This is a genomic window from Rhodococcus sp. NPDC054953 (assembly GCF_053609225.1).
The window spans coordinates 1,842-22,578 of sequence record NZ_JBSGXD010000038.1 but is presented as its reverse complement, the minus strand read 5'-3'; the positions used below and the strand labels follow the sequence as shown (position 1 = coordinate 22,578).

The 20,737-nt window shown below is 69.2% G+C and carries 19 protein-coding genes; 8 read left to right on the top strand and 11 right to left on the bottom strand.

Annotated features, from left to right (window positions below; all coding sequences use genetic code 11):
- Positions 1 to 12: 12 nt before the first annotated feature.
- Positions 13 to 2,937 carry an excinuclease ABC subunit UvrA gene (gene uvrA / locus ACWF62_RS19540; protein WP_452631076.1) on the bottom strand — a complete coding sequence of 975 codons (2,925 nt, stop codon included), beginning with the start codon at positions 2,935 to 2,937 and terminating at the stop codon, positions 13 to 15.
- Between the two features lie 178 nt (positions 2,938 to 3,115).
- Between uvrA and ACWF62_RS19535 the strand changes: the two genes are divergently transcribed.
- From ACWF62_RS19535 to ACWF62_RS19525, 3 genes are read left to right on the top strand one after another with little or no spacing between them, the layout of a single operon-like run.
- Positions 3,116 to 3,805: an MBL fold metallo-hydrolase gene (locus tag ACWF62_RS19535; protein ID WP_378507785.1), complete on the top strand. Its 690-nt coding sequence runs from the start codon at positions 3,116 to 3,118 to the stop codon at positions 3,803 to 3,805.
- A gap of 54 nt (positions 3,806 to 3,859) precedes the next feature.
- Positions 3,860 to 4,414: a pyridoxamine 5'-phosphate oxidase family protein gene (locus ACWF62_RS19530; protein ID WP_378507786.1), complete on the top strand. Its 555-nt coding sequence runs from the start codon at positions 3,860 to 3,862 to the stop codon at positions 4,412 to 4,414.
- 46 nt (positions 4,415 to 4,460) lie between these two features.
- Complete coding sequence (locus tag ACWF62_RS19525) at positions 4,461 to 6,740, top strand: HelD family protein (RefSeq protein ID WP_452631073.1); 2,280 nt, start codon at positions 4,461 to 4,463, stop codon at positions 6,738 to 6,740.
- Between the two features lie 81 nt (positions 6,741 to 6,821).
- Here the strand turns inward: ACWF62_RS19525 and ACWF62_RS19520 are convergent, their stop codons facing one another.
- Both ACWF62_RS19520 and uvrB read right to left on the bottom strand, forming a co-directional pair.
- Positions 6,822 to 7,274 (bottom strand): universal stress protein, encoded by a 453-nt coding sequence (locus ACWF62_RS19520; protein ID WP_378507788.1) that lies wholly within the window; start codon positions 7,272 to 7,274, stop codon positions 6,822 to 6,824.
- A 182-nt stretch (positions 7,275 to 7,456) separates the two neighbouring features.
- Positions 7,457 to 9,613 (bottom strand): excinuclease ABC subunit UvrB, encoded by a 2,157-nt coding sequence (gene uvrB, locus ACWF62_RS19515; RefSeq protein WP_378507789.1) that lies wholly within the window; start codon positions 9,611 to 9,613, stop codon positions 7,457 to 7,459.
- A gap of 91 nt (positions 9,614 to 9,704) precedes the next feature.
- Here uvrB and ACWF62_RS19510 point away from each other — a divergent pair, with 91 nt between their 5' ends.
- Positions 9,705 to 10,208: a DUF402 domain-containing protein gene (locus ACWF62_RS19510; RefSeq protein WP_378507790.1), complete on the top strand. Its 504-nt coding sequence runs from the start codon at positions 9,705 to 9,707 to the stop codon at positions 10,206 to 10,208.
- A gap of 27 nt (positions 10,209 to 10,235) precedes the next feature.
- Here the strand turns inward: ACWF62_RS19510 and coaE are convergent, their stop codons facing one another.
- The gene (gene coaE / locus ACWF62_RS19505; RefSeq protein ID WP_452631071.1) at positions 10,236 to 11,459 is read right to left on the bottom strand and encodes a dephospho-CoA kinase; all 1,224 of its coding nucleotides are present in this window, start codon (positions 11,457 to 11,459) and stop codon (positions 10,236 to 10,238) included.
- Between the two features lie 123 nt (positions 11,460 to 11,582).
- On the opposite strand from coaE, the gene ACWF62_RS19500 reads away from it, so the two are divergent.
- Positions 11,583 to 11,801, top strand: a complete 219-nt coding sequence (locus tag ACWF62_RS19500; protein ID WP_452631069.1) for a hypothetical protein — start codon at positions 11,583 to 11,585, stop codon at positions 11,799 to 11,801.
- A gap of 163 nt (positions 11,802 to 11,964) precedes the next feature.
- On the opposite strand, the gene rpsA is transcribed toward ACWF62_RS19500, so the two are convergent.
- The gene (rpsA, locus tag ACWF62_RS19495; protein ID WP_378507793.1) at positions 11,965 to 13,437 is read right to left on the bottom strand and encodes a 30S ribosomal protein S1; all 1,473 of its coding nucleotides are present in this window, start codon (positions 13,435 to 13,437) and stop codon (positions 11,965 to 11,967) included.
- A gap of 183 nt (positions 13,438 to 13,620) precedes the next feature.
- Here rpsA and ACWF62_RS19490 point away from each other — a divergent pair, with 183 nt between their 5' ends.
- The gene (locus ACWF62_RS19490) at positions 13,621 to 14,508 is read left to right on the top strand and encodes a class I SAM-dependent methyltransferase (protein ID WP_452631067.1); all 888 of its coding nucleotides are present in this window, start codon (positions 13,621 to 13,623) and stop codon (positions 14,506 to 14,508) included.
- Positions 14,509 to 14,568: 60 nt separating this feature from the next.
- Here the strand turns inward: ACWF62_RS19490 and ACWF62_RS19485 are convergent, their stop codons facing one another.
- The 6 genes from ACWF62_RS19485 to ACWF62_RS19460 all read right to left on the bottom strand — a co-directional run bounded on the left by ACWF62_RS19485 (position 14,569) and on the right by ACWF62_RS19460 (position 19,582).
- Positions 14,569 to 14,754: a hypothetical protein gene (locus ACWF62_RS19485; protein WP_452631065.1), complete on the bottom strand. Its 186-nt coding sequence runs from the start codon at positions 14,752 to 14,754 to the stop codon at positions 14,569 to 14,571.
- A gap of 4 nt (positions 14,755 to 14,758) precedes the next feature.
- Complete coding sequence (locus ACWF62_RS19480) at positions 14,759 to 15,604, bottom strand: SPFH domain-containing protein (RefSeq protein ID WP_378507945.1); 846 nt, start codon at positions 15,602 to 15,604, stop codon at positions 14,759 to 14,761.
- A gap of 125 nt (positions 15,605 to 15,729) precedes the next feature.
- The gene (locus ACWF62_RS19475; protein ID WP_378507946.1) at positions 15,730 to 16,482 is read right to left on the bottom strand and encodes an amino acid ABC transporter ATP-binding protein; all 753 of its coding nucleotides are present in this window, start codon (positions 16,480 to 16,482) and stop codon (positions 15,730 to 15,732) included.
- An 8-nt stretch (positions 16,483 to 16,490) separates the two neighbouring features.
- The gene (locus tag ACWF62_RS19470) at positions 16,491 to 17,453 is read right to left on the bottom strand and encodes an amino acid ABC transporter permease (protein ID WP_452631063.1); all 963 of its coding nucleotides are present in this window, start codon (positions 17,451 to 17,453) and stop codon (positions 16,491 to 16,493) included.
- A gap of 28 nt (positions 17,454 to 17,481) precedes the next feature.
- The gene (locus tag ACWF62_RS19465) at positions 17,482 to 18,378 is read right to left on the bottom strand and encodes an ABC transporter substrate-binding protein (RefSeq protein WP_452631084.1); all 897 of its coding nucleotides are present in this window, start codon (positions 18,376 to 18,378) and stop codon (positions 17,482 to 17,484) included.
- Positions 18,379 to 18,445: 67 nt separating this feature from the next.
- Positions 18,446 to 19,582, bottom strand: coding sequence for an isocitrate/isopropylmalate dehydrogenase family protein (locus tag ACWF62_RS19460; protein ID WP_452631061.1), 1,137 nt, complete (start codon positions 19,580 to 19,582; stop codon positions 18,446 to 18,448).
- Here ACWF62_RS19460 and ACWF62_RS19455 point away from each other — a divergent pair.
- Both ACWF62_RS19455 and trxA read left to right on the top strand, forming a co-directional pair.
- Positions 19,581 to 20,093 carry a 2'-5' RNA ligase family protein gene (locus ACWF62_RS19455; RefSeq protein ID WP_378507798.1) on the top strand — a complete coding sequence of 171 codons (513 nt, stop codon included), beginning with the start codon at positions 19,581 to 19,583 and terminating at the stop codon, positions 20,091 to 20,093. The two genes, ACWF62_RS19460 and ACWF62_RS19455, sit on opposite strands and share 2 nt — an antisense overlap.
- Positions 20,094 to 20,232: 139 nt before the next feature.
- Complete coding sequence (gene trxA, locus ACWF62_RS19450; RefSeq protein ID WP_378507799.1) at positions 20,233 to 20,598, top strand: thioredoxin; 366 nt, start codon at positions 20,233 to 20,235, stop codon at positions 20,596 to 20,598.
- Positions 20,599 to 20,737 lie beyond the last annotated feature (139 nt).

The following is a 20,737-nucleotide window of genomic DNA, read 5'->3' as shown; positions in this document are numbered from 1 at the left end:
GCCCTCGCGCGTTCACACCTTCGCCGCCGCCTTCCGCGGCGCCCGCTTCCGCTTCGCCGGTGCGGGGGCCGCCACTGGAGCCGCGGCGAGCACCTCCCGCAGGAATCGCCCGGTGTAGCTGCCCGAAACCGCGGCGATCTCCTCGGGGGTGCCCTGCGCAACGACCGTGCCGCCGCCCGAGCCGCCCTCGGGACCCATGTCGACGATCCAGTCCGATGTCTTGATCACGTCCAGGTTGTGCTCGATGACGATGACGGTATTGCCCTTGTCCACCAGACCGTTGACGACGCCGAGCAGCTTGCGGATGTCCTCGAAGTGCAGGCCCGTGGTCGGCTCGTCGAGGATGTACACGGTGCGCCCGGTGGACCGCTTCTGCAGCTCCGCGGCCAGCTTGACGCGCTGCGCCTCGCCGCCGGACAGCGTCGGGGCAGGCTGGCCGAGCCGCACGTATCCGAGGCCGACCCGGACGAGGGTTTCCAGGTATCGGTGGATCGAGGTGATCGGTTCGAAGAACTCGGCCGCCTCCTCGATCGACATGTCCAGGACCTCGGCGATCGTCTTGCCCTTGTAGTGCACCTCAAGCGTCTCGCGGTTGTACCGGGCGCCGTGGCACACCTCGCAGGGCACGTACACGTCGGGAAGGAAGTTCATCTCGATCTTCAGCGTCCCGTCACCGGAGCACGCCTCGCAGCGCCCGCCCTTGACGTTGAATGAGAACCGGCCCGGCTGATAGCCGCGGACCTTCGCCTCGGTGGTCTGCGCGAACAGGGTGCGGATCTTGTCGAACACCCCGGTGTAGGTGGCCGCGTTGGACCGCGGGGTGCGCCCGATCGGCGACTGGTCGACCTGCACCAGCTTGTCGAGCTGGTCGAGCCCGTTGACCCGGGTGTGCCGGCCTGGCACCTGCCGCGCGCCGTTGAGCTTGTTCGCCATCACGGTGGCGAGGATGTCGTTGACGAGCGTCGACTTGCCGGACCCGGACACCCCGGTCACCGAGGTCAGCACGCCGAGCGGGAAGGCGACGTCGATGCCGCGCAGATTGTGTTCCTTCGCGCCGACGACGGTGACCTGCCGCTTCTTGTCCGTCGGCCGGCGGGCCGCGGGCACCTCGATCGAGGACCGGCCGGACAGGTACGCGCCGGTCAGGGACTCCTCGCAGGTGAGCAGGTCCGCGTAGGTGCCGCTGTGCACGACGCGGCCGCCGTGCTCGCCGGCAAGGGGGCCGATGTCGACGACCCAGTCGGAGGTGCGGATGGTGTCCTCGTCGTGTTCCACAACGATCAGCGTGTTGCCGAGGTCGCGGAGGCGGGTCAGGGTCTCGATCAGCCGCCGATTGTCCCGCTGATGCAGTCCGATCGACGGTTCGTCGAGCACGTAGAGGACGCCGACGAGCCCCGACCCGATCTGCGTCGCGAGCCGGATCCGCTGCGCCTCACCGCCGGAGAGCGTGCCCGCCGCCCGGGACAGCGACAGGTACTCCAGCCCGACGTCGAGCAGGAAGCCGAGCCGCGCCTGCACCTCCTTGAGCACCTGCCCGGCAATGGCCTCCTCGCGGGCGCCGAGGGTGAGCGTGTTCAGGAACCGGGAGCAGTCGGCGATCGACAGGTCCGCGACCTCGGCGATCGACATCCGGCCGTGGTCGCCCGCCTCGATGGTGACCGACAGGATCTCCGGGCGGAGTCGGGTGCCGTTGCAGGCCGGGCACGGCACGTCCCGCATGTACCCGTCGTAGCGTTCCTTCATCTGCTCGGACTCGGTCTGCTCGAGGCGGCGGTGCAGGAACGGCATCACGCCCTCGAACTCGGCGTAGTAGGACCGGGTGCGTCCGTACCGGTTCTTGTACTTGACGTGCACCTGGTGTTCGCTGCCCTCGAGGACCGCCTTGCGGGCCTTCGCCGGCAACTCCTTCCACGGCGTGTCGATGTCGAAGCCCATCACATCGGCGAGCCCGGACAGCAGCCTGCCGAAGTACTCGGACGTCTGCCCCATCGACCACGGTGCGATCGCCCCCTCGGCGAGGCTCAGCTCCGGGTCCGGCACCACCAGGTCCGGATCGACCTCCTTCCGGATGCCGAGGCCCGTGCATTCGGGGCAGGCGCCGTACGGCGAATTGAAGGAGAACGAGCGCGGTTCCAGGTCGTCGATCGCGAGCGGATGCCCGTTCGGGCAGGCGAGGTTCTCGGAGAAGCGCCGCTCCCGGTCGGGGGCGCCCTCGTCGCGGTCCACGAAGTCGAGCACGACGATGCCGTCGGCGAGCCGGAGGGCGGTCTCGATCGAATCGGTCAGCCGCTGCTTCGAACTCGCCTTGACCGCGAGCCGGTCCACGACCACCTCGATGTCGTGCTTCTCCTGCTTCTTCAGCTTCGGCGGGTCGGTCAGCTGGTGCACGACCCCGTCGATCCGGACCCGCGCGTAGCCCTGGGTGTTCAGCTGCTCGAACAGGTCGACGAACTCGCCCTTGCGGGTCCGGACCACCGGCGCGAGGACCTGGAACCGGGTCCCCTCCTCCATCGCGAGCACCTGGTCCACGATCTGCTGCGGGGTCTGCTTCGCGATCCGCTCCCCGCAGACCGGGCAGTGCGGCGTGCCTGCGCGGGCGTACAGCAGGCGGAGGTAGTCGTACACCTCGGTGATGGTCCCGACCGTCGACCGGGGGTTGCGGTTCGTCGACTTCTGGTCGATCGACACGGCCGGGGACAGGCCCTCGATGAAGTCCACGTCCGGCTTGTCCATCTGCCCGAGGAACTGCCGCGCGTACGCGGACAACGACTCCACGTAGCGACGCTGGCCCTCCGCGAAGATGGTGTCGAACGCCAGCGACGATTTGCCCGACCCCGACAGGCCGGTGAAGACGATCAGGCTGTCCCGCGGCAGGTCAATGTCGATCCCCCGCAGGTTGTGCTCACGCGCCCCTCGCACGATCAGGCGGTCCGCCACACTCGATCCTTTCCCACGCCGCTCCCGGCGCCGTTCGGCACGGCCGCCGCCGGCGCCGTTCGGCGCACCGGTCCGGAGTTCTCGGCCGTCCACATGGTAGGCCGACGGTCCGACACGGTTTGGGCACGAGCCTCACGCCCACTGCGCACCGGGGACGGGGCGACGGTAGCCTCCGTTCATGGACCGGCAGCAGATGCGCATCGACGACCACTACACCGGGGTGCTGGCGCAGGGCGGCGACCCCCAGCGCCGCACGATCGCGGATGCCACGATCACGAAGATGTCGGTCGGCCCGATGGACAACAATGCCTACCTGGTGGTGGATGCGGGGACCGGGGAATCGCTGCTGATCGACGCCGCGAACGAGGCCGACCGGATCGCGGGCCTGCTCGCCACCGCCGCCCCGCACCTCGGGTCGATCGTCACCACGCATCAGCACCCGGACCACTGGCTCGCCCTCGCCGACGTGGCCGCCGCCACCGGCGCGCCCACGATCGCCCACCCGCTGGACGCGCCTGCCCTGCCGGTGACCCCGGCCCGGACCGTCACCGACGGCGACCTGGTCGAGGTCGGCAGGCTGGCACTCGAGGTGATCCACCTCGCCGGTCACACCGACGGCTCGATCGCGCTGGCGCTCACCGACCCGGCGTCCGGGCAGGTGCACCTGTTCACCGGCGACTCGCTGTTCCCTGGCGGCGTCGGCAAGACCGCGGGCGCCGAGCAGTTCGACTCTCTGTACCGCGACGTGACCACGAAGCTGTTCGAACGGTTCCCCGACGACACCGTCGTCTATCCCGGGCACGGGCGGGACACCACGCTCGGCGCCGAACGCCCGTTCCTCGCCGAGTGGCAGGAGCGCGGCTGGTGAGCTGACCGGGCCACGTCACGACCCGCCGTGGCCCCGCCGAGAGAGGGGCATGCGATGTCAGATCCGACGGCAGACCCGATCACCGACCTCGATTCGCGGTACAGCGAACCCGGGTCGGTCCCGGTGGGCTGGGAGTGGGCCCGCCAGGGACTGGTCGACGCCGAGATGTACTGGCTCACGACCGTGCACCGCACCGGAAGACCCCACGTGACGCCGCTGATCGGGGTCTGGTCGGCCGAGGCGCTGCACTTCTGCACCGGCCCCGACGAACGCAAGGCGATCAACCTGCGGGGCAATCCCGCGGTGGCCCTGACCACCGGATCCAACGTCTACGCCGAGGGCTTCGACATCGTCCTCGAGGGCACCGCCGAACCCGTCCACGACGAGGCCGTGCTGCGGGGCCTGGCCGACGCCTACGTGACCAAGTATGGGCCGCAGTGGCGGTTCGAGGTCGCGGCCGGAGGCTTCCGCGGGGGCGGAGGCCCGGCACTGGTCTTCCGGGTCGCCCCGGTCACCGTCTTCGGCTTCACCCGCGGCCCGTTCAGCCAGACCCGGTGGCGCTTTGGCGCATCCCCGCCGGGCGTTGCTGCTGGTGCGGCGACACCCTAGACTCGCTGGGCACTTTTGCACCGCGATCGCGCCCGAGGAGAACGACTTGCCCGACCAGGTCCACGCCGACCAGGATCACGAACAGCAGTACGTGACCATGCTGTACGACCGCCTCGACGGACTGCGCACGTACGCCAAGTCCCGACTGTCGGCGGTCCTGCTGCAGACCGGGGGCACCCCCCAGGCCCGCAGCGAGCGGGAATCGTTCACCCAGATGTACACCGAGGACATCGCGAAGTACGACGCCGCGGAGAACGGCCTGTGCTTCGGCCGCATCGACCTCCACCCCGAACTGGCCGACGGTGACACGCACCGCTACATCGGGCGGGTCGGGATCCTCGACGAGGGCAACGACTACGAGACGCTGCTACTGGATTGGCGGGCCCCGCTCGCGCGCCCGTTCTACCTGGCCACCACGGCGTCCCCGGAAGGGGTGACGCGGCGCAGGCACATCCGGACCCGCAGTCGCCGCGTCACCGGCCTCGGCGACGAGTACCTCGACCTCGCCGCCGCGCAGCGGGCCGGGGTGATCGGCGACGACGGCGGGGTTGCCGGCGAGAGCGCGCTGCTGACCGCGTTGAACGCGGCCCGCACCGGCCACATGAGCGACATCGTCGAGACGATCCAGTCGGAGCAGGACGCGATCATCCGGTCGGGGCACAAGTCGGTGATGGTCGTGCAGGGCGGCCCCGGCACCGGCAAGACCGCGGTTGCGCTACACCGGGCGGCGTACCTGCTCTACACCTACCGCACGCAGCTGGCGAAGTCCGGGGTGCTGATCGTCGGCCCGAACGCCACCTTCCTCGACTACATCGGCCAGGTGCTGCCGTCGTTGGGCGAGACCGGGGTGCTGCTGTCCACGGTCGGCGACCTGTATCCGGGAGTCACCGCCACCCGCCGGGATTCGTTGGAGGCCGGGGAGGTGAAGGGGTCGCTGGAGATGGTGACGGTGCTCCGGCAGGCGGTGCGGGACCGCCAGCTGGTGCCCCGCTCCCCCATCACCATTCCGTTCGACGGCTACTCGGTGACCCTCGACCGCAGGGTGGCGACTCGGGCGCGGGGACGCGCCCGGTCCTCGCGCCGACCGCACAACCTGGCCCGGCCGATCTTCGTGTCGTCGGTGATCGAGGCCCTCGCCGACCAGTTCGCGGCCAAGGTCGGCGGCGACGTGCTCGGCGGCGCGAACCTGCTCAGCAGGGACGACGTCGCCGACATCCGCGACGAGATGCGGCAGGACCCCGACCTGATCGCGGCGATCGACGAGCTGTGGCCGACGCTGACACCGCAGCAGGTGCTGACCGACCTGCTGCAGTCCGAGGACCGGCTCGATTCCGCAGCCGCCGAGCTGACCGCGGGCCGGCGCGCGGTGCTGCTGCGGAACCGGCACACCGGATTCAGCGCCGCGGACGCTCCCCTGCTCGACGAGCTGGCCGAACTGCTCGGTGTCGACGACGCCGCCGAACGCGACCGCGCCGCCAGGCAGTGGCGGGCCCGGATCGCCGACGCGCAGGGTGCACTCGACATCCTCACCGGCTCCGCGCCGCAGGATCTGGAGGACGACCTCGACCCCGAGATCCTGATGGCCTACGACCTGGTCGACGCCGGGCAGCTCGCGCAGCGGCACGAGATGCGGCAGCAGCGCACGGCCGCGGAACGGGCCGCGACGGACCGGACCTGGACGTTCGGGCATGTCATCGTCGATGAGGCGCAGGAACTCTCGGCGATGGCGTGGCGAATGCTGATGCGGCGCATCCCGAATCGGTGGATGACGCTGGTCGGCGACACCGCACAGACCGGCGATCCGGCGGGCAGCTCGTCCTGGCGCGCCGCACTCGAACCGTATGTCGCCAATCGGTGGAAATTGACCGAGCTGACCGTGAACTATCGGACGCCGTCGGAGATCATGGCGGTCGCGCAGGACGTGCTCGCGGCGATCGACCCGGCGCAGTCGGTGCCCCGATCGGTGCGGGACTCCGGGAATCGGCCCTGGGCGCATCGGGTTCCGGCCGGGAAGGTCGGCGACGAGGTGCGCAGGCGGGTTGCCGCCGAGACCGGTCCGGGGCTGGTCGCGGTGATCACCGGCGAGGACGCCGTCGACGAGTTCACCGACCTGCGTTCGGATTCGGTCAGTGTGCTGTCGGTGCGGGAGGCGAAGGGTCTCGAATTCGACGCGGTGCTCATTGTCGAACCGGACACCATCGTCGGGTCGTCACCGCGCGGGCTGAACGACCTGTACGTCGCCGTGACGAGAGCGACGCAGCGCCTCGGGGTGGTGCACACCCGGGACCTGCCCGAGTCGCTGTCGAAACTTGTTGCGGTGCAGTGACACCCACGCACCCGGTTCCCTAATGTCACATCGAGGGTCGTCACGTGACCCGATGTGACATTAGGGAACCTCGGGAGAGGCTCAGCGCACGGTGTGCACGATCAGGACATCGCAGGTGGACTTGCGCGCCGCATCCGACGGGACGGAACCGAGCAGGCGGCCGGTCAGCGTGTTCAGGCCCCGATTGCCGACCACGAGCAGGTCCGCGTCGAGTTCGTCGATCAGCGCGAGCAGCGAATCGACCGGGGCGCCGACGATGGCGCGCTCGACGATGTTGGCCGCGCCTGCGGCGTGCGCCCGTTCCCGGGCGGACCGCAGAATCTCGTCCGTCGGCGCGGAACCGGTGATCTGGTAGGCGTCCTCGCGCAGCGTGTCCTGCGCGGCCTCGATGTCCTTCGGATCCGCCGGGTAGTAGGCGCAGGCGATGACGAGCTTGGCGTCGGCGTCGCCTGCCAGCGCTGCGGCCTTGTCCACCGCCTTCAGCGACGAATCCGAGCCATCGGTCCCCACGACGATGGTGCGGTAGGCAGTCATTCATTCCTCCGGTTGTCACACGCCCCACCGCTCCCGGTGGCGCATTGGTCATCGCCGGTCGCCACGCGAAACCGCGCCTGACACCCGGCTGCTGGCCGCAACCCTAGTCGGACGGTCCTGCCGCGCGGGGGAATTGCGGGCGAAGCCACACTGGGTGTGTCCGACCGGGCGGATCTCCGGCGCTACTTCAGTCCGGCGGCGTCCATTCCGCGCAGCTCCTTCTTGAGGTCCGCAATCTCGTCCCGGAGCCTGCCCGCCAGCTCGAACTGCAGGTCGCGGGCGGCGTTCATCATCTGATCGGTCAGCTCCTTGACCAGGTCGGCGAGTTCGGCGCGCGGCATCGACTTGACGTCCCTGCCCTCGTACACGCCCGCGCTGACGGCGCGACCCGCCTCGCCCTGCGCCCGCCGTCCGCGGCTGGCGTTGCGACCGGAGCCGCCGATCTCGATGTCGGTGTCGTCGGCCTCCTCGTACACCTGGTCGAGGATGTCGGCGATCTTCTTCCGCAGCGGCTGCGGGTCCACCCCCATCTCGGTGTTGTAGGCGACCTGCTTCTCGCGGCGGCGCTCGGTCTCCTCAATCGCGCGCGCCATCGAGTCGGTGATCTTGTCCGCGTACATGTGCACCTGACCGGACACGTTGCGGGCGGCACGGCCGATCGTCTGGATCAGGCTGGTGGTGCTGCGCAGGAAGCCTTCCTTGTCGGCGTCGAGGATCGCGACGAGGGACACCTCCGGCAGGTCGAGGCCCTCCCGGAGCAGGTTGATCCCGACCAGGACGTCGTACTCGCCGAGCCGCAGCTGCCGCAGCAATTCCACCCGGCGCAGGGTGTCGATGTCGGAGTGCAGGTATCGCACCCGAATTCCGAGCTCGAGGAGATAGTCGGTGAGGTCCTCGGACATCTTCTTGGTCAGGGTGGTGACCAGGACCCGCTCGTCCCGTTCGGCCCGCTCACGGATCTCGTGCACCAGGTCGTCGATCTGCCCCTTCGTCGGCTTGACCACCACCTCCGGATCCACCAGGCCGGTCGGCCGGATCACCTGCTCGACGAATTCGCCGCCCGCCTGCCCGAGCTCGTACGCCCCCGGCGTGGCGGACAGGTACACCGTCTGCCCGATCCGTTGGGTGAATTCCTCCCAGGTGAGCGGCCGGTTGTCGGTGGCCGACGGCAACCGGAACCCGTACTCGACCAGGTTACGTTTGCGGGACATGTCGCCCTCGTACATCGCGCCGATCTGCGGGACCGTCACGTGCGACTCGTCGATGACGAGTAGGAAGTCCTCCGGGAAGTAGTCGATCAGCGTCGCGGGTGCCGTTCCGGCGGCGCGACCGTCGATGTGCCGCGAGTAGTTCTCGATGCCGGAGCAGAACCCGACCTGCTTGATCATCTCGATGTCGTAGTTGGTGCGCATCCGCAACCGTTGCGCCTCGAGGAGCTTGCCGCGGTTCTCCAGGTCGGCGAGGCGTTCCTCGAGCTCGACCTCGATGTCGCGGACCGCGCGTTCCATCCGCTCCGGGCCCGCGACGTAGTGGGTGGCCGGGAAGATCCGCACCGACTCGACCTGGCGCACCACGTCGCCGGTCAGCGGGTGCAGGTAGTACAGCGCCTCGACCTCGTCACCGAAAAACTCGATCCGCACCGCGAGTTCCTCGTAGGACGGGATGATCTCGACGGTGTCGCCGCGGACCCGGAACGAGCCGCGGGTGAACGCGACGTCGTTGCGGTTGTACTGGACGTCCACCAGCAGGCGCAGCAACGCGTCCCGCGGCACCTCCACCCCGACGTCGAGGTGGATCGAGCGGTCCAGGTACGACTGCGGGGTGCCGAGACCGTAGATGCAGGACACCGACGCGACGACGACCACGTCCCGGCGCGAGAGCAGGCTCGACGTCGCCGAGTGCCGCAGCCGCTCGACGTCGTCGTTGATCGAGGAGTCCTTTTCGATGTACGTATCCGTCTGCGCGATGTACGCCTCCGGCTGGTAATAGTCGTAGTACGAGACGAAGTACTCGACGGCGTTGTTCGGCAGCATCTCCCGCAGCTCGTTGGCGAGCTGCGCGGCGAGGGTCTTGTTCGGCGCCATCACCAACGTCGGCCGCTGCACCTGCTCGATCAGCCAGGCGGTGGTCGCGGACTTGCCGGTGCCGGTCGCGCCCATCAGGACGACGTCCTTCTCCCCCTCGCCGAGCCGCCGGGTCAGCTCCGCGATCGCCTGCGGCTGGTCACCCGCGGGTCGGTGCTCGCTGACCACCTCGAACCGGCCGTCGGATCGTTCGATCGCCCCCACCGGCCGGAACTCGGAGTGCGCGACCACGGGATGCTCGGATGCAAACGCCATGGTGTCCAGGGTAGGCGCCGGGTCCGACAGGAACACCGCGCCGCGCGCCGGGCCGGCCGGGACCGGGCGGGCGACGCGGTAGGTTCCTGCCATGGACGTGCACGCCCCGAAGGTGGAGGCCTTCAACCTGGCCGACCTCACCAACACCGATCCGAAGGGGTTCGTCAGGACCGTGGAGCACTACCGGGTCGAGGCGTGGGGGCTGTACATGGCCCGCCACTCCGACCATCCGCACTTCCATTACCTGGAGTCGTGGCTGCTGCCGGACGCCGGACTGCGGGCGACGATCTTCCACTACCACCCGTACCACGCCCGCGATCAGGATCGGTACGTCGACATCGGCGACTACACCCGCGGCGACCCGGTATGGCGGTCCGAGGACCACTACCTCGATCTGGTGGTGCGGACCGGCCGGGACACCGAGCTCCTCGACGTCGACGAACTTCTCGCCGCGCACACCACCGGATTCCTCGACGCCGGGACTGCCGAGCGGGCGATCGCGACCGCCACCCGGGCGGTGGACGGCATCGCCTCGCACGGCCACGACCTCGACGCCTGGCTGGCCTCGGAAGGCATGCCGGTCAGCTGGCGGTGACCCGGCAGCCAGGCAGGCGGCGTCCGCTTACCCCTGCCCCGGCGTCCACTCGGTTCGGTCCGCCCACTCCAGTGCCCGCCGGTGGGCAGCGTCGAACCAGGGCGTCTTCGCCTCGACGTACCGGTCGGTCGCCTGGGTGACATCCGACTCCCCCGCCGCGATCTCCGCGGCGCGCCGCTTGACTTCCAGGTACTCCGCGCGGACGTCCCCGTCCGCGCACAGCCAATCCCGGAACACCATGGCGAAGCGCTGCCCCGGCCACCCGTCGACACGCACGTGCACGTTCGCCGGCCGACCGGGATCCGCCGATGCATGGAATCGCTTGTCCCACAACGACGGATCGGCTTCTCCCCCGATGCCGTATGCGGGCTTCGGATCGTCCGCGGTGACGGCATCCACGCGCGGAAACCCGGCCTGCGTCAGGCGGTCCGCGAGGGCATCCGCATCGGCGAGGCTGCGCACCGTCACCTGAAGGTCGATCACGTCCTTGGCGGCGAGGCCGGGCACCGCGGTCGACCCGACGTGATCGACGCGCATCGCGTCGGCACCGCACACGAAGCGCAGCCGGCCCGCCAGCCTTCGACCCTGTTCCGCCCAGTCCGGATTCGCCGGGGTCAGTACCGGGGGAACCCGCACCACAACGGAATTCGCGATGTTCTCCGCGTACCGCTGCAGCCGCTCCCACAGCGCCTTCACCGCAGGATCCAGTGCACCTGCAGGTCCGCTGTTGTCCAGCCACACGTCGGCGACAGCGCGGCGCTGCTCGTCGGTCGCCTGGGACGAGATCCGTGCTCGCGCATCGCCCTCCGACATTCCCCGAAGGTCGACGAGGCGGCGCACTCGTTCCTCCGCGTCGACGTGGACGACCACGACGAGATGGAACATCGCACCCATCCCACCCTCGACGAGCAACGGGATGTCCTGCAACACCACCGAATCCGACGGTGCCGCATCCACCAACTCGGCGGTCCGCGCCCCGATCAGAGGATGTAGAATGCCGTTGAGTCGACCGCGGGCCGTCTCGTCACCGAACGCCTTGGCCGCCAGGGCGGGTCGGTCGAGCCGCCCGTCGGGCAGCAGAATCTCCGGACCGAATTCCCGCACAAGGGCGTCGAGTCCGGCGGTTCCCGGTTCCACGACTTCACGCGCAATCAGGTCGGCGTCAACGACGACGGCCCCGAGATCGCCGAGGATCCGTGACACGGTGGACTTTCCAGCTCCAATGCCTCCTGTGAGGCCGATACGTAGCACGCCCCCAGTCTGTCACCAAACACGCCTGAAGCACATCCGCGCCAAATGGCCCGGGTTCACACCGGAGTCGACTATCTTCGAGTGCGACGTGCCAGGCCACACACTTCGAGATGAAGGAACACCATGCGCAGCACTTCTTCCCAGGCTGGTCGGCACCGTCTTGGCATGGTCGACGGGGTGCACTGCATCCTGATCCCCGAGGTGGCGCTGGCCCTGCAGGAACACCGGCGCGGGTGGTTCACCCAGATGATCAGTCCCGCCCGCCACAGTTTCGCCACGATCCGGAAGCGGACCGCCGACATGCAGACGGCCTGGTCGTCCAGCGCCGCCGTCGCGGGCTGACCACCCGCACCCACTCGAACGAATCGACCCCACCCGGGATTCCGGGTGGGGTCGACTCGTTGTTACGGCAGGCGGTGGCCTCCCGAACCAAACGCCGACGGCCCCGGTCCTGTGTCAGGACCGGGGCCGTCGAGGTCTACCACCCGGCTAGCGGGTGACGGAACTATGCGTTGCCGGAAAGCTTCTCACGCAGGGCAGCGAGCTGAGCATCGCTGGCCAGGGAGCCACCCGCCTCCGCGGAACCAGCGGACTGGCCCTCGGTGGCGCCGGACTCGGAGGAGTAGTTGGCACCCGACGCACCGGCCGCGGCCTCGGCAGCCTCGTCGGCAGCCATCTTCTCCATCTGAGCGGTGTGCATCTTGTGGCGACGCTCGGCCTCGGCGTACCGGGACTCCCACTCCTCGCGCTGCTTGTCGAAGCCCTCGAGCCACTCGTTGGTCTCGGGATCGAAGCCCTCGGGGAAGATGTAGTTGCCCTGCTCGTCGTAGCTGTCGGCCATGCCGTACTTCGACGGGTCGAACTCGGCGTTGTAGTCCTCGTTCGCCTGCTTGAGCGACAGCGAGATCCGACGACGCTCCAGGTCGATGTCGATGACCTTGACCATCGCGTCGTCGCCGACCGCGACAACCTGGTCCGGGACCTCGACGTGGCGCTCGGCCAGCTCGGAGATGTGGACGAGGCCCTCGATGCCCTCCTCGACGCGGACGAACGCGCCGAACGGAACCAGCTTGGTGACCTTGCCCGGCACGATCTGGCCGATCGCGTGGGTGCGGGCAAACTGACGCCACGGGTCCTCCTGCGTCGCCTTCAGCGACAGGGAGACACGCTCGCGGTCCAGGTCGACGTCGAGAACCTCGACGGTGACCTCGTTGCCGACCTCGACGACCTCGGACGGGTGGTCGATGTGCTTCCAGGACAGCTCGGAGACGTGCACGAGGCCGTCGACGCCACCCAGGTCCACGAAGGCACCGAAGTTGACGATCGAGGACACGACGCCCTTGCGGACCTGGCCCTTCTGCAGCTGGTGCAGGAACTCGCTGCGGACCTCGGACTGGGTCTGCTCGAGCCACGCGCGGCGCGACAGGACCACGTTGTTGCGGTTCTTGTCGAGCTCGATGATCTTGGCCTCGATCTCCTTGCCGACGTACGGCTGGAGGTCGCGGACGCGACGCATCTCGACGAGCGACGCGGGCAGGAAGCCGCGCAGACCGATGTCGAGGATGAGGCCGCCCTTGACGACCTCGATGACGGTGCCCTTGACGGCCTCGTCCTTCTCCTTGAGCTCCTCGATGGTGCCCCAGGCACGCTCGTACTGAGCGCGCTTCTTCGACAGGATCAGACGGCCTTCCTTGTCCTCCTTGGTGAGGACCAGGGCTTCGACCTCATCGCCCACGGAGACGACCTCGTTGGGGTCGACGTCGTGCTTGATGGAGAGCTCACGGGAAGGGATGACGCCTTCGGTCTTGTAACCGATGTCGAGAAGGACCTCGTCGCGATCGACCTTGACGATGGTGCCTTCGACGATGTCGCCATCGTTGAAGTACTTGATCGTGGCGTCGATGGCGGCGAGGAAGTCCTCGGCGGAGCCGATGTCGTTGACGGCTACCTGCGGCGAGGTGACGGTGGTGGAGGGCATTTGGTGGAGTGCTCCGGAGGGATAGGAATCGGTTGATGGTGTTCTGTCGGACTCACGAGCGACCGTCGACGACCGGAGCCGCCTCGGGCAGACACTCGCGGGGTTCAGGGTACGCGACCCGACGCGAGCTGGGCAAACCCGGGTGTCGACGGAGGCAGCGGACGCGCTACCGTGCACCTCGCCATGACCGAGCATCCCGACACCCCCGTCACCCCGGCCACCGACGACGACCGGCACGCCGCAGCGAACGCCACCCTCGGCACCACCGGCGTCGGCCGCAGCCGCCTCGATTCCGCCCAGAGCGAGCGGGCCAGCCGCGCCTGGTGGGATGCCGACGCCGCCGACTATCACCGCACCCACGGCGAGTTCCTCGGCGTCGACTCGGCAGGCGGTGAGTTCGTATGGTGCCCGGAGGGCCTGCACGAGGGTGACGTGCACCTGCTCGGCGACGTCGCCGGTCGGGACGTCCTCGAGATCGGCTGCGGGTCCGCGCCGTGCGCGCGCTGGCTCGCCGGACAGGGCGCGCGAGCGGTGGGACTGGATCTGTCCCGCGGAATGCTCGAGCGCGGGCGGGCGGCGATGGAGCGCGGCGGTCCCCGCGTCCCGCTCGTGCAGGCCGGCGCCGAAACCCTGCCGTTCGCCGACGCCAGTTTCGACATCGTGTGCTCCGCGTTCGGTGCGGTCCCGTTCGTCGCGGACTCGGCGCTGGTGATGCGCGAGGTCGCGCGGGTGCTGCGCCCAGGTGGACGCTGGGTCTTCGCGGTCAACCACCCGATCCGCTGGATCTTCCCCGACGACCCGGGACCGGGCGGCCTGACAGCGACCATCCCCTACTTCGACCGCACCCCGTACGTCGAGGTCGACGACGCGGGCACCCCCACCTACGTCGAGCACCACCGGACCGTCGGCGACCGCGTCCGCGAGATCGTCGCCGCGGGCCTGGAACTGCGCGACCTCGTCGAACCGGACTGGCCGGAGTGGCTGGACCGCGAGTGGGGGCAGTGGAGCCCGCTGCGCGGGCAGCTGTTTCCCGGGACCGCCATCTTCGTCTGCCGCAAGCCCGACCTGTGACCCTGACTCCTCCCGAGTGAACGGAAGCGTTCAGTCGATCAGATCGACTGAACGATCCGTTCACTCGGCGGCCGGGGCGTCCGGTCGGTCCTTCGACCGGGGCGAGCGGCCCGCCGCCTCAAGTGCGCGCCGCAACGCGTACTCGAGTTGCCCGTTCACGCTGCGCAGGTCGTCGGCGGCCCACTTCGCCATCGCGTCGTAGACGGCAGGGTCGAGCCGCAACAGCACCTTCTTCCGCTCCGCCATGGGCTCAGGAGTACAGGGTGCCCGCGTTGACGATCGGCTGGGTGGCCTTGTCGCCGCACAGCACCACGAGCAGGTTGGACACCATGTTCGCCTTGCGCTCCTCGTCGAGTTCGACGACGCCCTGCTCCCCCAGTCGATCGAGCGCGAGACCGACCATTCCGACGGCACCCTCGACGATCTTCGTTCGCGCGGCGACCACCTGAGCGGCCTGCTGCCGGACCAGCATCGCCTGCGCGATCTCGGGCGCGTAGGCGAGGTGAGTGATCCGCGCCTCGATGATGTCGATGCCCGCCAGGTCGGTGCGGTCGCTCAGCTCGGCGGTCAACTCGGCCGCGACCTCGGTGCCGTCGCGCAGGCTGGTGCCCGCCGACTGGTCGGAGTCGTACGGGTGGGTGGTCGCCAGGTGTCGCACCGCGGTCTCCGACTGGATCGCGACGTACTCCTCGTAGTCGTCGACGGCGAAGACCGCCTTGCCGCTGTCGATCACCTTGTACACGACCACCGCGGCGATCTCGACGGGGTTGCCCGCTGCGTCATTGACCTTGAGCTTGGAGGTCTCGAAGTTCCGGACCCGCAGCGTGATCCGACGCTTGGTGGTCAGCGGGACCACCCACTGGAACCCGGCATCGGAAACCGATCCGACGTACCGTCCGAAGAACTGGACGACCCGGGCCTCGTTCGGGTTGATCACGGTGAAGCCGGTCGCGGCCAGGACGATCGCCGCCGCGAGGATCACCGCGCCAGCGACCCCGACGGGGCCGGTCAGCGCGAGTCCCGCCGCGATCACCCCGATCACCACCAGCACCAGCAACACCACGAACCCGTTCAGCCGATAGGCCCGATGCTCCATCTCCACTACCCCACATTGCTATCGAAGTGATATCACCACGATATTACCCTCCCCTGACCGAATGTGGGATTCGGTCACTCAGAGTGACCGAATCCCACATTCGGTCAGGGGGTGGGGCGGGGTGCTTACAGCAGTTTCGAGAGGAACGCCTTGGTTCGCTCGTGCTGCGGGTCCGTGATCAGCTGCCGGGGGTCGCCGGACTCGACGACGACGCCGCCGTCCATGAACACCAGCCGATCGGCGACCTCCCGCGCGAAACCCATTTCGTGGGTGACCACGACCATGGTCATGCCCTCCTTCGCGAGGTTCTTCATCACGACGAGCACCTCTCCGACCAGTTCCGGGTCGAGGGCGGACGTCGGCTCGTCGAACAGCATCAGCTTGGGGTCCATCGCCAGGGCTCGGGCGATCGCGACGCGTTGCTGCTGTCCGCCGGATAGTTGCGCCGGATAGGCGTCTGCCTTCGCGGCGAGCCCGACCTGGTCGAGCAGGTCCATCCCCCTGGTCCGGGCGTCGACGCGGCGCGCCTTCTTGACCAGCATCGGCGCCTCGATCACGTTCTCCAGGGCGGTCCGGTGCGGAAACAGGTTGAAGTGCTGGAACACCATGCCGATGTCGCGGCGCTGCCGGGCCGCGGCCCGGGGGTGCAGTTCGTAGAGCTTGCCGTTCTTCTCCTGGTACCCGACCAGGTCGCCGTCGACGTAGAGGCGGCCCGCGCTGATCTGCTCGAGGTGATTGATGCAGCGCAGGAACGTGGACTTGCCGGACCCGGACGGTCCGACCAGGCACAGCACCTGTCCGCGGTCGATCTCGAGGGTGATGCCGCGCAGCACCCGCAGGGCGCCGTAGCTCTTGCACACCTGTTCGGCCTTGACCATCGGTGTCGTCACGGCGGACCTCCCCCGTCGGGCGCCGCGGCGGGCGGCACCGGTGTGTTCTGGGCGTCGGCGAGGGCCTGCAACTGCCGGGCGGTGAGGACCCGGGACAGCCCCTTCGAGTAGTGCCGCTCCAGGTAGTACTGGCCGATCATCAGGATGCTGGTGATCGCCAAATACCAGGTGGCGGCGACGAGCAACAGCGGGATCAGCTGAAAGTTGGCGCCCGAGATGTCCCTGGCGCGGCCCCACAGTTCGCCGGTGTACGGCACCGCCAGCACCAGCGAGGTGGTCTTGAGCATGCTGATCAGTTCGTTGCCGGTGGGCGGGATGATTACCCGCATCGCCTGTGGCAGGACGGTGCGGCGCATCGTCTGCGCCCAGGACATGCCGAGCGCGGTGGACGCCTCGATCTGCCCCTCGTGCACGGAACCGACTCCGGCGCGGACGATCTCGGCCATGTATGCGGCCTCGTTGAGTGCGAGGCCGATCACCGCGAACAGGAACGCCGCCTGCAGATCCTGCAGGTCGAACTGCACGAATTGCGGGCCGAACGGGACGCCGAGGTGGACGGTCTTGTAGATGGACGGGATCAGACCCCAGAACACCAACTGCACGTACACCGGGGTACCGCGGAAAACCCACAGATACACCCAGGCGGCACTGCGCAGCACCGGGTTCGGCGACAGCCGCATCACCGCAAGCACGACCCCGAGCAGCACCGCGAGCAGCATCGCGAGGACGGTGAGCTGAATTGTCTTCCAGGCGCCCTCGGTGATTCTGGCATCGAACAGGTAGCGGCCGTACACATCCCAGGCGAACGCCTCGTTGGTGGCGGCGCCGTACACGAACAGGGCCACCAGCACCAGCACCACCACGGCGGCGATCCAGCGTCCGGGGCGGCGCAGCGGGATCGCCCGGATCGGTTCCGGCTCGTCCGCGTGCCCGGCGCCCGGTGCCGTGTGCTGCGTCATCGCCCTCCGCCTTCCTGCCGCTGCCGTGTCAGCTGGTCGCGCCGTTGATTCGTGCGGTGGTGACCGTGCCAGCTCCGACCCCCCAGTTGTCGGCGATCTGCTGGTAGGCGCCCGTGTCGATGAGGTGCTGCAGCGCCTGCGCGAGGACCGGGGCGAGCGGCGAGCCCGTCGGCACCGGCCAACCGTAGGGGGCCGAGTCGAACTGCGGGCCCGCCTTCTCGAGCCTGCCGTCGCTGCGTTTGATCGCGTAGGCGGTGACCGGCGAGTCCGCGGACATCGCGTCGATCCGGCCGAGGATCAGCGCGTTGGACACGTCGTCCTGGCTGTCGTACTTGATTTTCGCGATCGGTTCCCGGCCGGCTGCGACGCAGGCGTCGGACTTGGCGGGGACCTCGGTGATGTCCTCGGTGGTGGTGGTCTGCACGCCGACCCGGAGCCCGCATGCGTCGTTCGGGTCGACCGGTTCGCCGGTGCGCTGCGCCCACTGGATGCCCGCCGAGTAGTAGTCGACGAAGTCGACCGTCTTCTGCCGTTCGACGGTGTCGGTGAACGAGGACATGCCGAGGTCGAAGGTGCCTGCCTGCACCGCGGGAATGATCTTGTCGAAGTCGGCCTGATTGAACTCCGCGCGCAGGCCAAGCACGCTGGCGACGGCGTTCATCAGGTCGACGTCGAAGCCGACGATGGTGCCGTTCTCGTCCTTGAACTCGTTCGGTGCGTACGGCACGTTCACCCCGACCTTCAACCGGCCACTGTCCCGGACCCGGTCGGGCACCTGCGATGCGATCGCGTCGACCCGCTCGACGGGGACGGTCTCCGGCGGCACCAGGCCCTCGGTGTTGTGCACACACCCGGTGACGGCGAGCGTCACCGCGACCAGTATGCCTGCCGCCTTCGCACCGAAACTCCGCGCGCGCCGCGGCAACCGACGCGCCGACGTGGTTGCTCCTGCCCGCGAGGACCGCACCCTTCGCAGCGTACTGGCAGCGCGGTCACCGCCGCAGGATTCGCGCACCGACGGTTTCGGTGAACTCGGCGGTCGACGCCAACCCACCCAGGTCGGCGGTGGCGACCCCCGCTGCGAGGGTGTCGGCGACCGCACGGCGGATCCGGCCAGCGGCGCGGGCGAGCCCGTCGTCGTCTCGGCGGGACGCCAGCCAGTCCAGCAGCATCGCCGCCGACAGCATCAGCGCGGTCGGGTTGGCGCGGTTACGTCCGGCGATGTCGGGGGCCGCGCCGTGCGCGGCCTGCGCCATCGCCTGCGAATCCGAGGCGTTCAGCGACGGCGCGGTGCCGAGCGACCCGGACAGCTCCCCGGCCAGGTCGGACAGGATGTCCCCGAACATGTTCTCGGTCACCACGACGTCGAAGTCGGCGCCCCTCCGGACCAGGTGCGCGGCCATCGCGTCGACATGCTCGGTGTCGACCCGGACCCCGGGGTACTGCGCGGCGACCTCGAGACACACGTCCCGGAACAGACCGGTGGTCAGCGGCAGCACGTTGGCCTTGTGCACCACCGTGACCGCCCCCCTGCGGTGGGCGGCCAGCGCGCACGCGGTGTGCGCGATCCGTTCGCACGCCCGCCGGGTGAACACCGCGACCGCCAGCGCGACGTCGGGTGTCGGCATGAATTCGCCGCTGCCGGTGTGCATGTTGCGGTCGGCGTAGAAACCCTCCGAGTTTTCCCGGACGATCACCAGGTCCATGCCGGGGACGGCGGCGCGGACGCCGGGGAACGCGCGGGCAGGCCGAATGTTCGCGTAGAGGCCGAACCGTTTGCGGATGCGGCCGCCGGGCGTCAGCGTGCCGCGAAACTCCTCGGGATAGGCGGCGCTGTCGTGGGGGCCGAGTATCCAGCCGTCGAGGCGGGTGAGCTCGTCGAGGGTCTCGTCCGGGATCGGGGTGCCGTGGGAGGCGATGGCGTCGGCGCCGATCGGCAGCTCGACCCACTCGACCGGTGCCCCGCCCGCGGCGGCGACGGCGGTGTCGACGGTCCGCCGGGTCGCGGGAACGATCTCGCGGCCGATGCCGTCGCCGACGAGCAGACCCAGCCGGAGCGGACCGGTGGCACTCCCCGACTGTCCTGTGATTGCGCTCGAGGGGTTCACCCGACCATCATTGCTCAGCATGGTGCAGTCCGTGGAACTGCTGCTCGACGCCCAGCTCGACACCGCGATCCGCCGGGAGTGGCGGCGGCTGTCCGATGCCGCGCTCCCCAGCCAGGATGTGGTCCGCAGGTCGACGAACCGGCCGCACGTGACCCTCGCCGTCGCCCGGCACATCGACCCGGAGACCGATCTGCTGCTGCAGCAGCAGCTGACCGCCCCGGATCTGCGGGTGACGATCGGCGGCCTGGTGATCTTCGGCGGTCACCGAAAGACACTGGCGTACCTGGTGATTCCCACGGCGGGCCTGCTCGCGTTGCAGCGAAGCATCTTTCGGGTGCTGCACGCGTGTCCCGGCATTCCCGCGCACTGCCATCCGGGTGACTGGACGCCGCACATCACGCTGGCGCGGCGGGTATTCCCGGATGAGATCGGACCGGCGGTGAACCTGTTGACGCCCGGCCACGGTTCCGGGAAGGGGGCCGGGATCCGGCGGTGGGACGGCGAGGAGAGGCGGGAGTGGCGGATCGCGTGAGCATCGCCCGGCCGGCGCGGCGACGGCCCGGCAGGCACCGGTCGGGAAGAATCGGGGCTGATCGCGCGTTGAACCCCGCGACGGCAGCGACCCCCGCTGCACCAGAGACCGGCCGCGGCCGGCGGCGAGAGGATGCGAGTTGGCCACCCAGACCCTGACCCAGCAAAACTTCGACGAGATCGTCACCGGCAGCGACGTGGTGCTGGTCGATTTCTGGGCGTCGTGGTGCGGCCCCTGCAAGCAGTTCGCGCCCACCTTCGAGGCATCCTCGGAGGCGCATCCGGACGTGGTGCACGCCAAGGTGGACACCGAGGCCGAGCAGGGCCTCGCTGCGGCCGCGAACATCCGGTCAATCCCGACGATCATGGCGTTCCGGGAGGGGATCCTGGTGTTCTCCCAGCCGGGCGCGCTGCCGCAGGCAGCGCTGGAGGATCTGGTCACCCAGGTCAAGGCCCTCGACATGGACGAGGTGCGCAGGCAGATCGCCGCGCAGCAGGAGGCCTGAGCGCCGCACGACACCGGGACCGGGGGAGGCAAAAACACCCCCCCGGGGGGGAGGCCCCCGGTCTCTCCGAAGGCCAGGGCTGCACCCCTCTGTTCTCTCCGGACGTCCTCGTGGGGGGAACCACCGCCACCAAAAAATG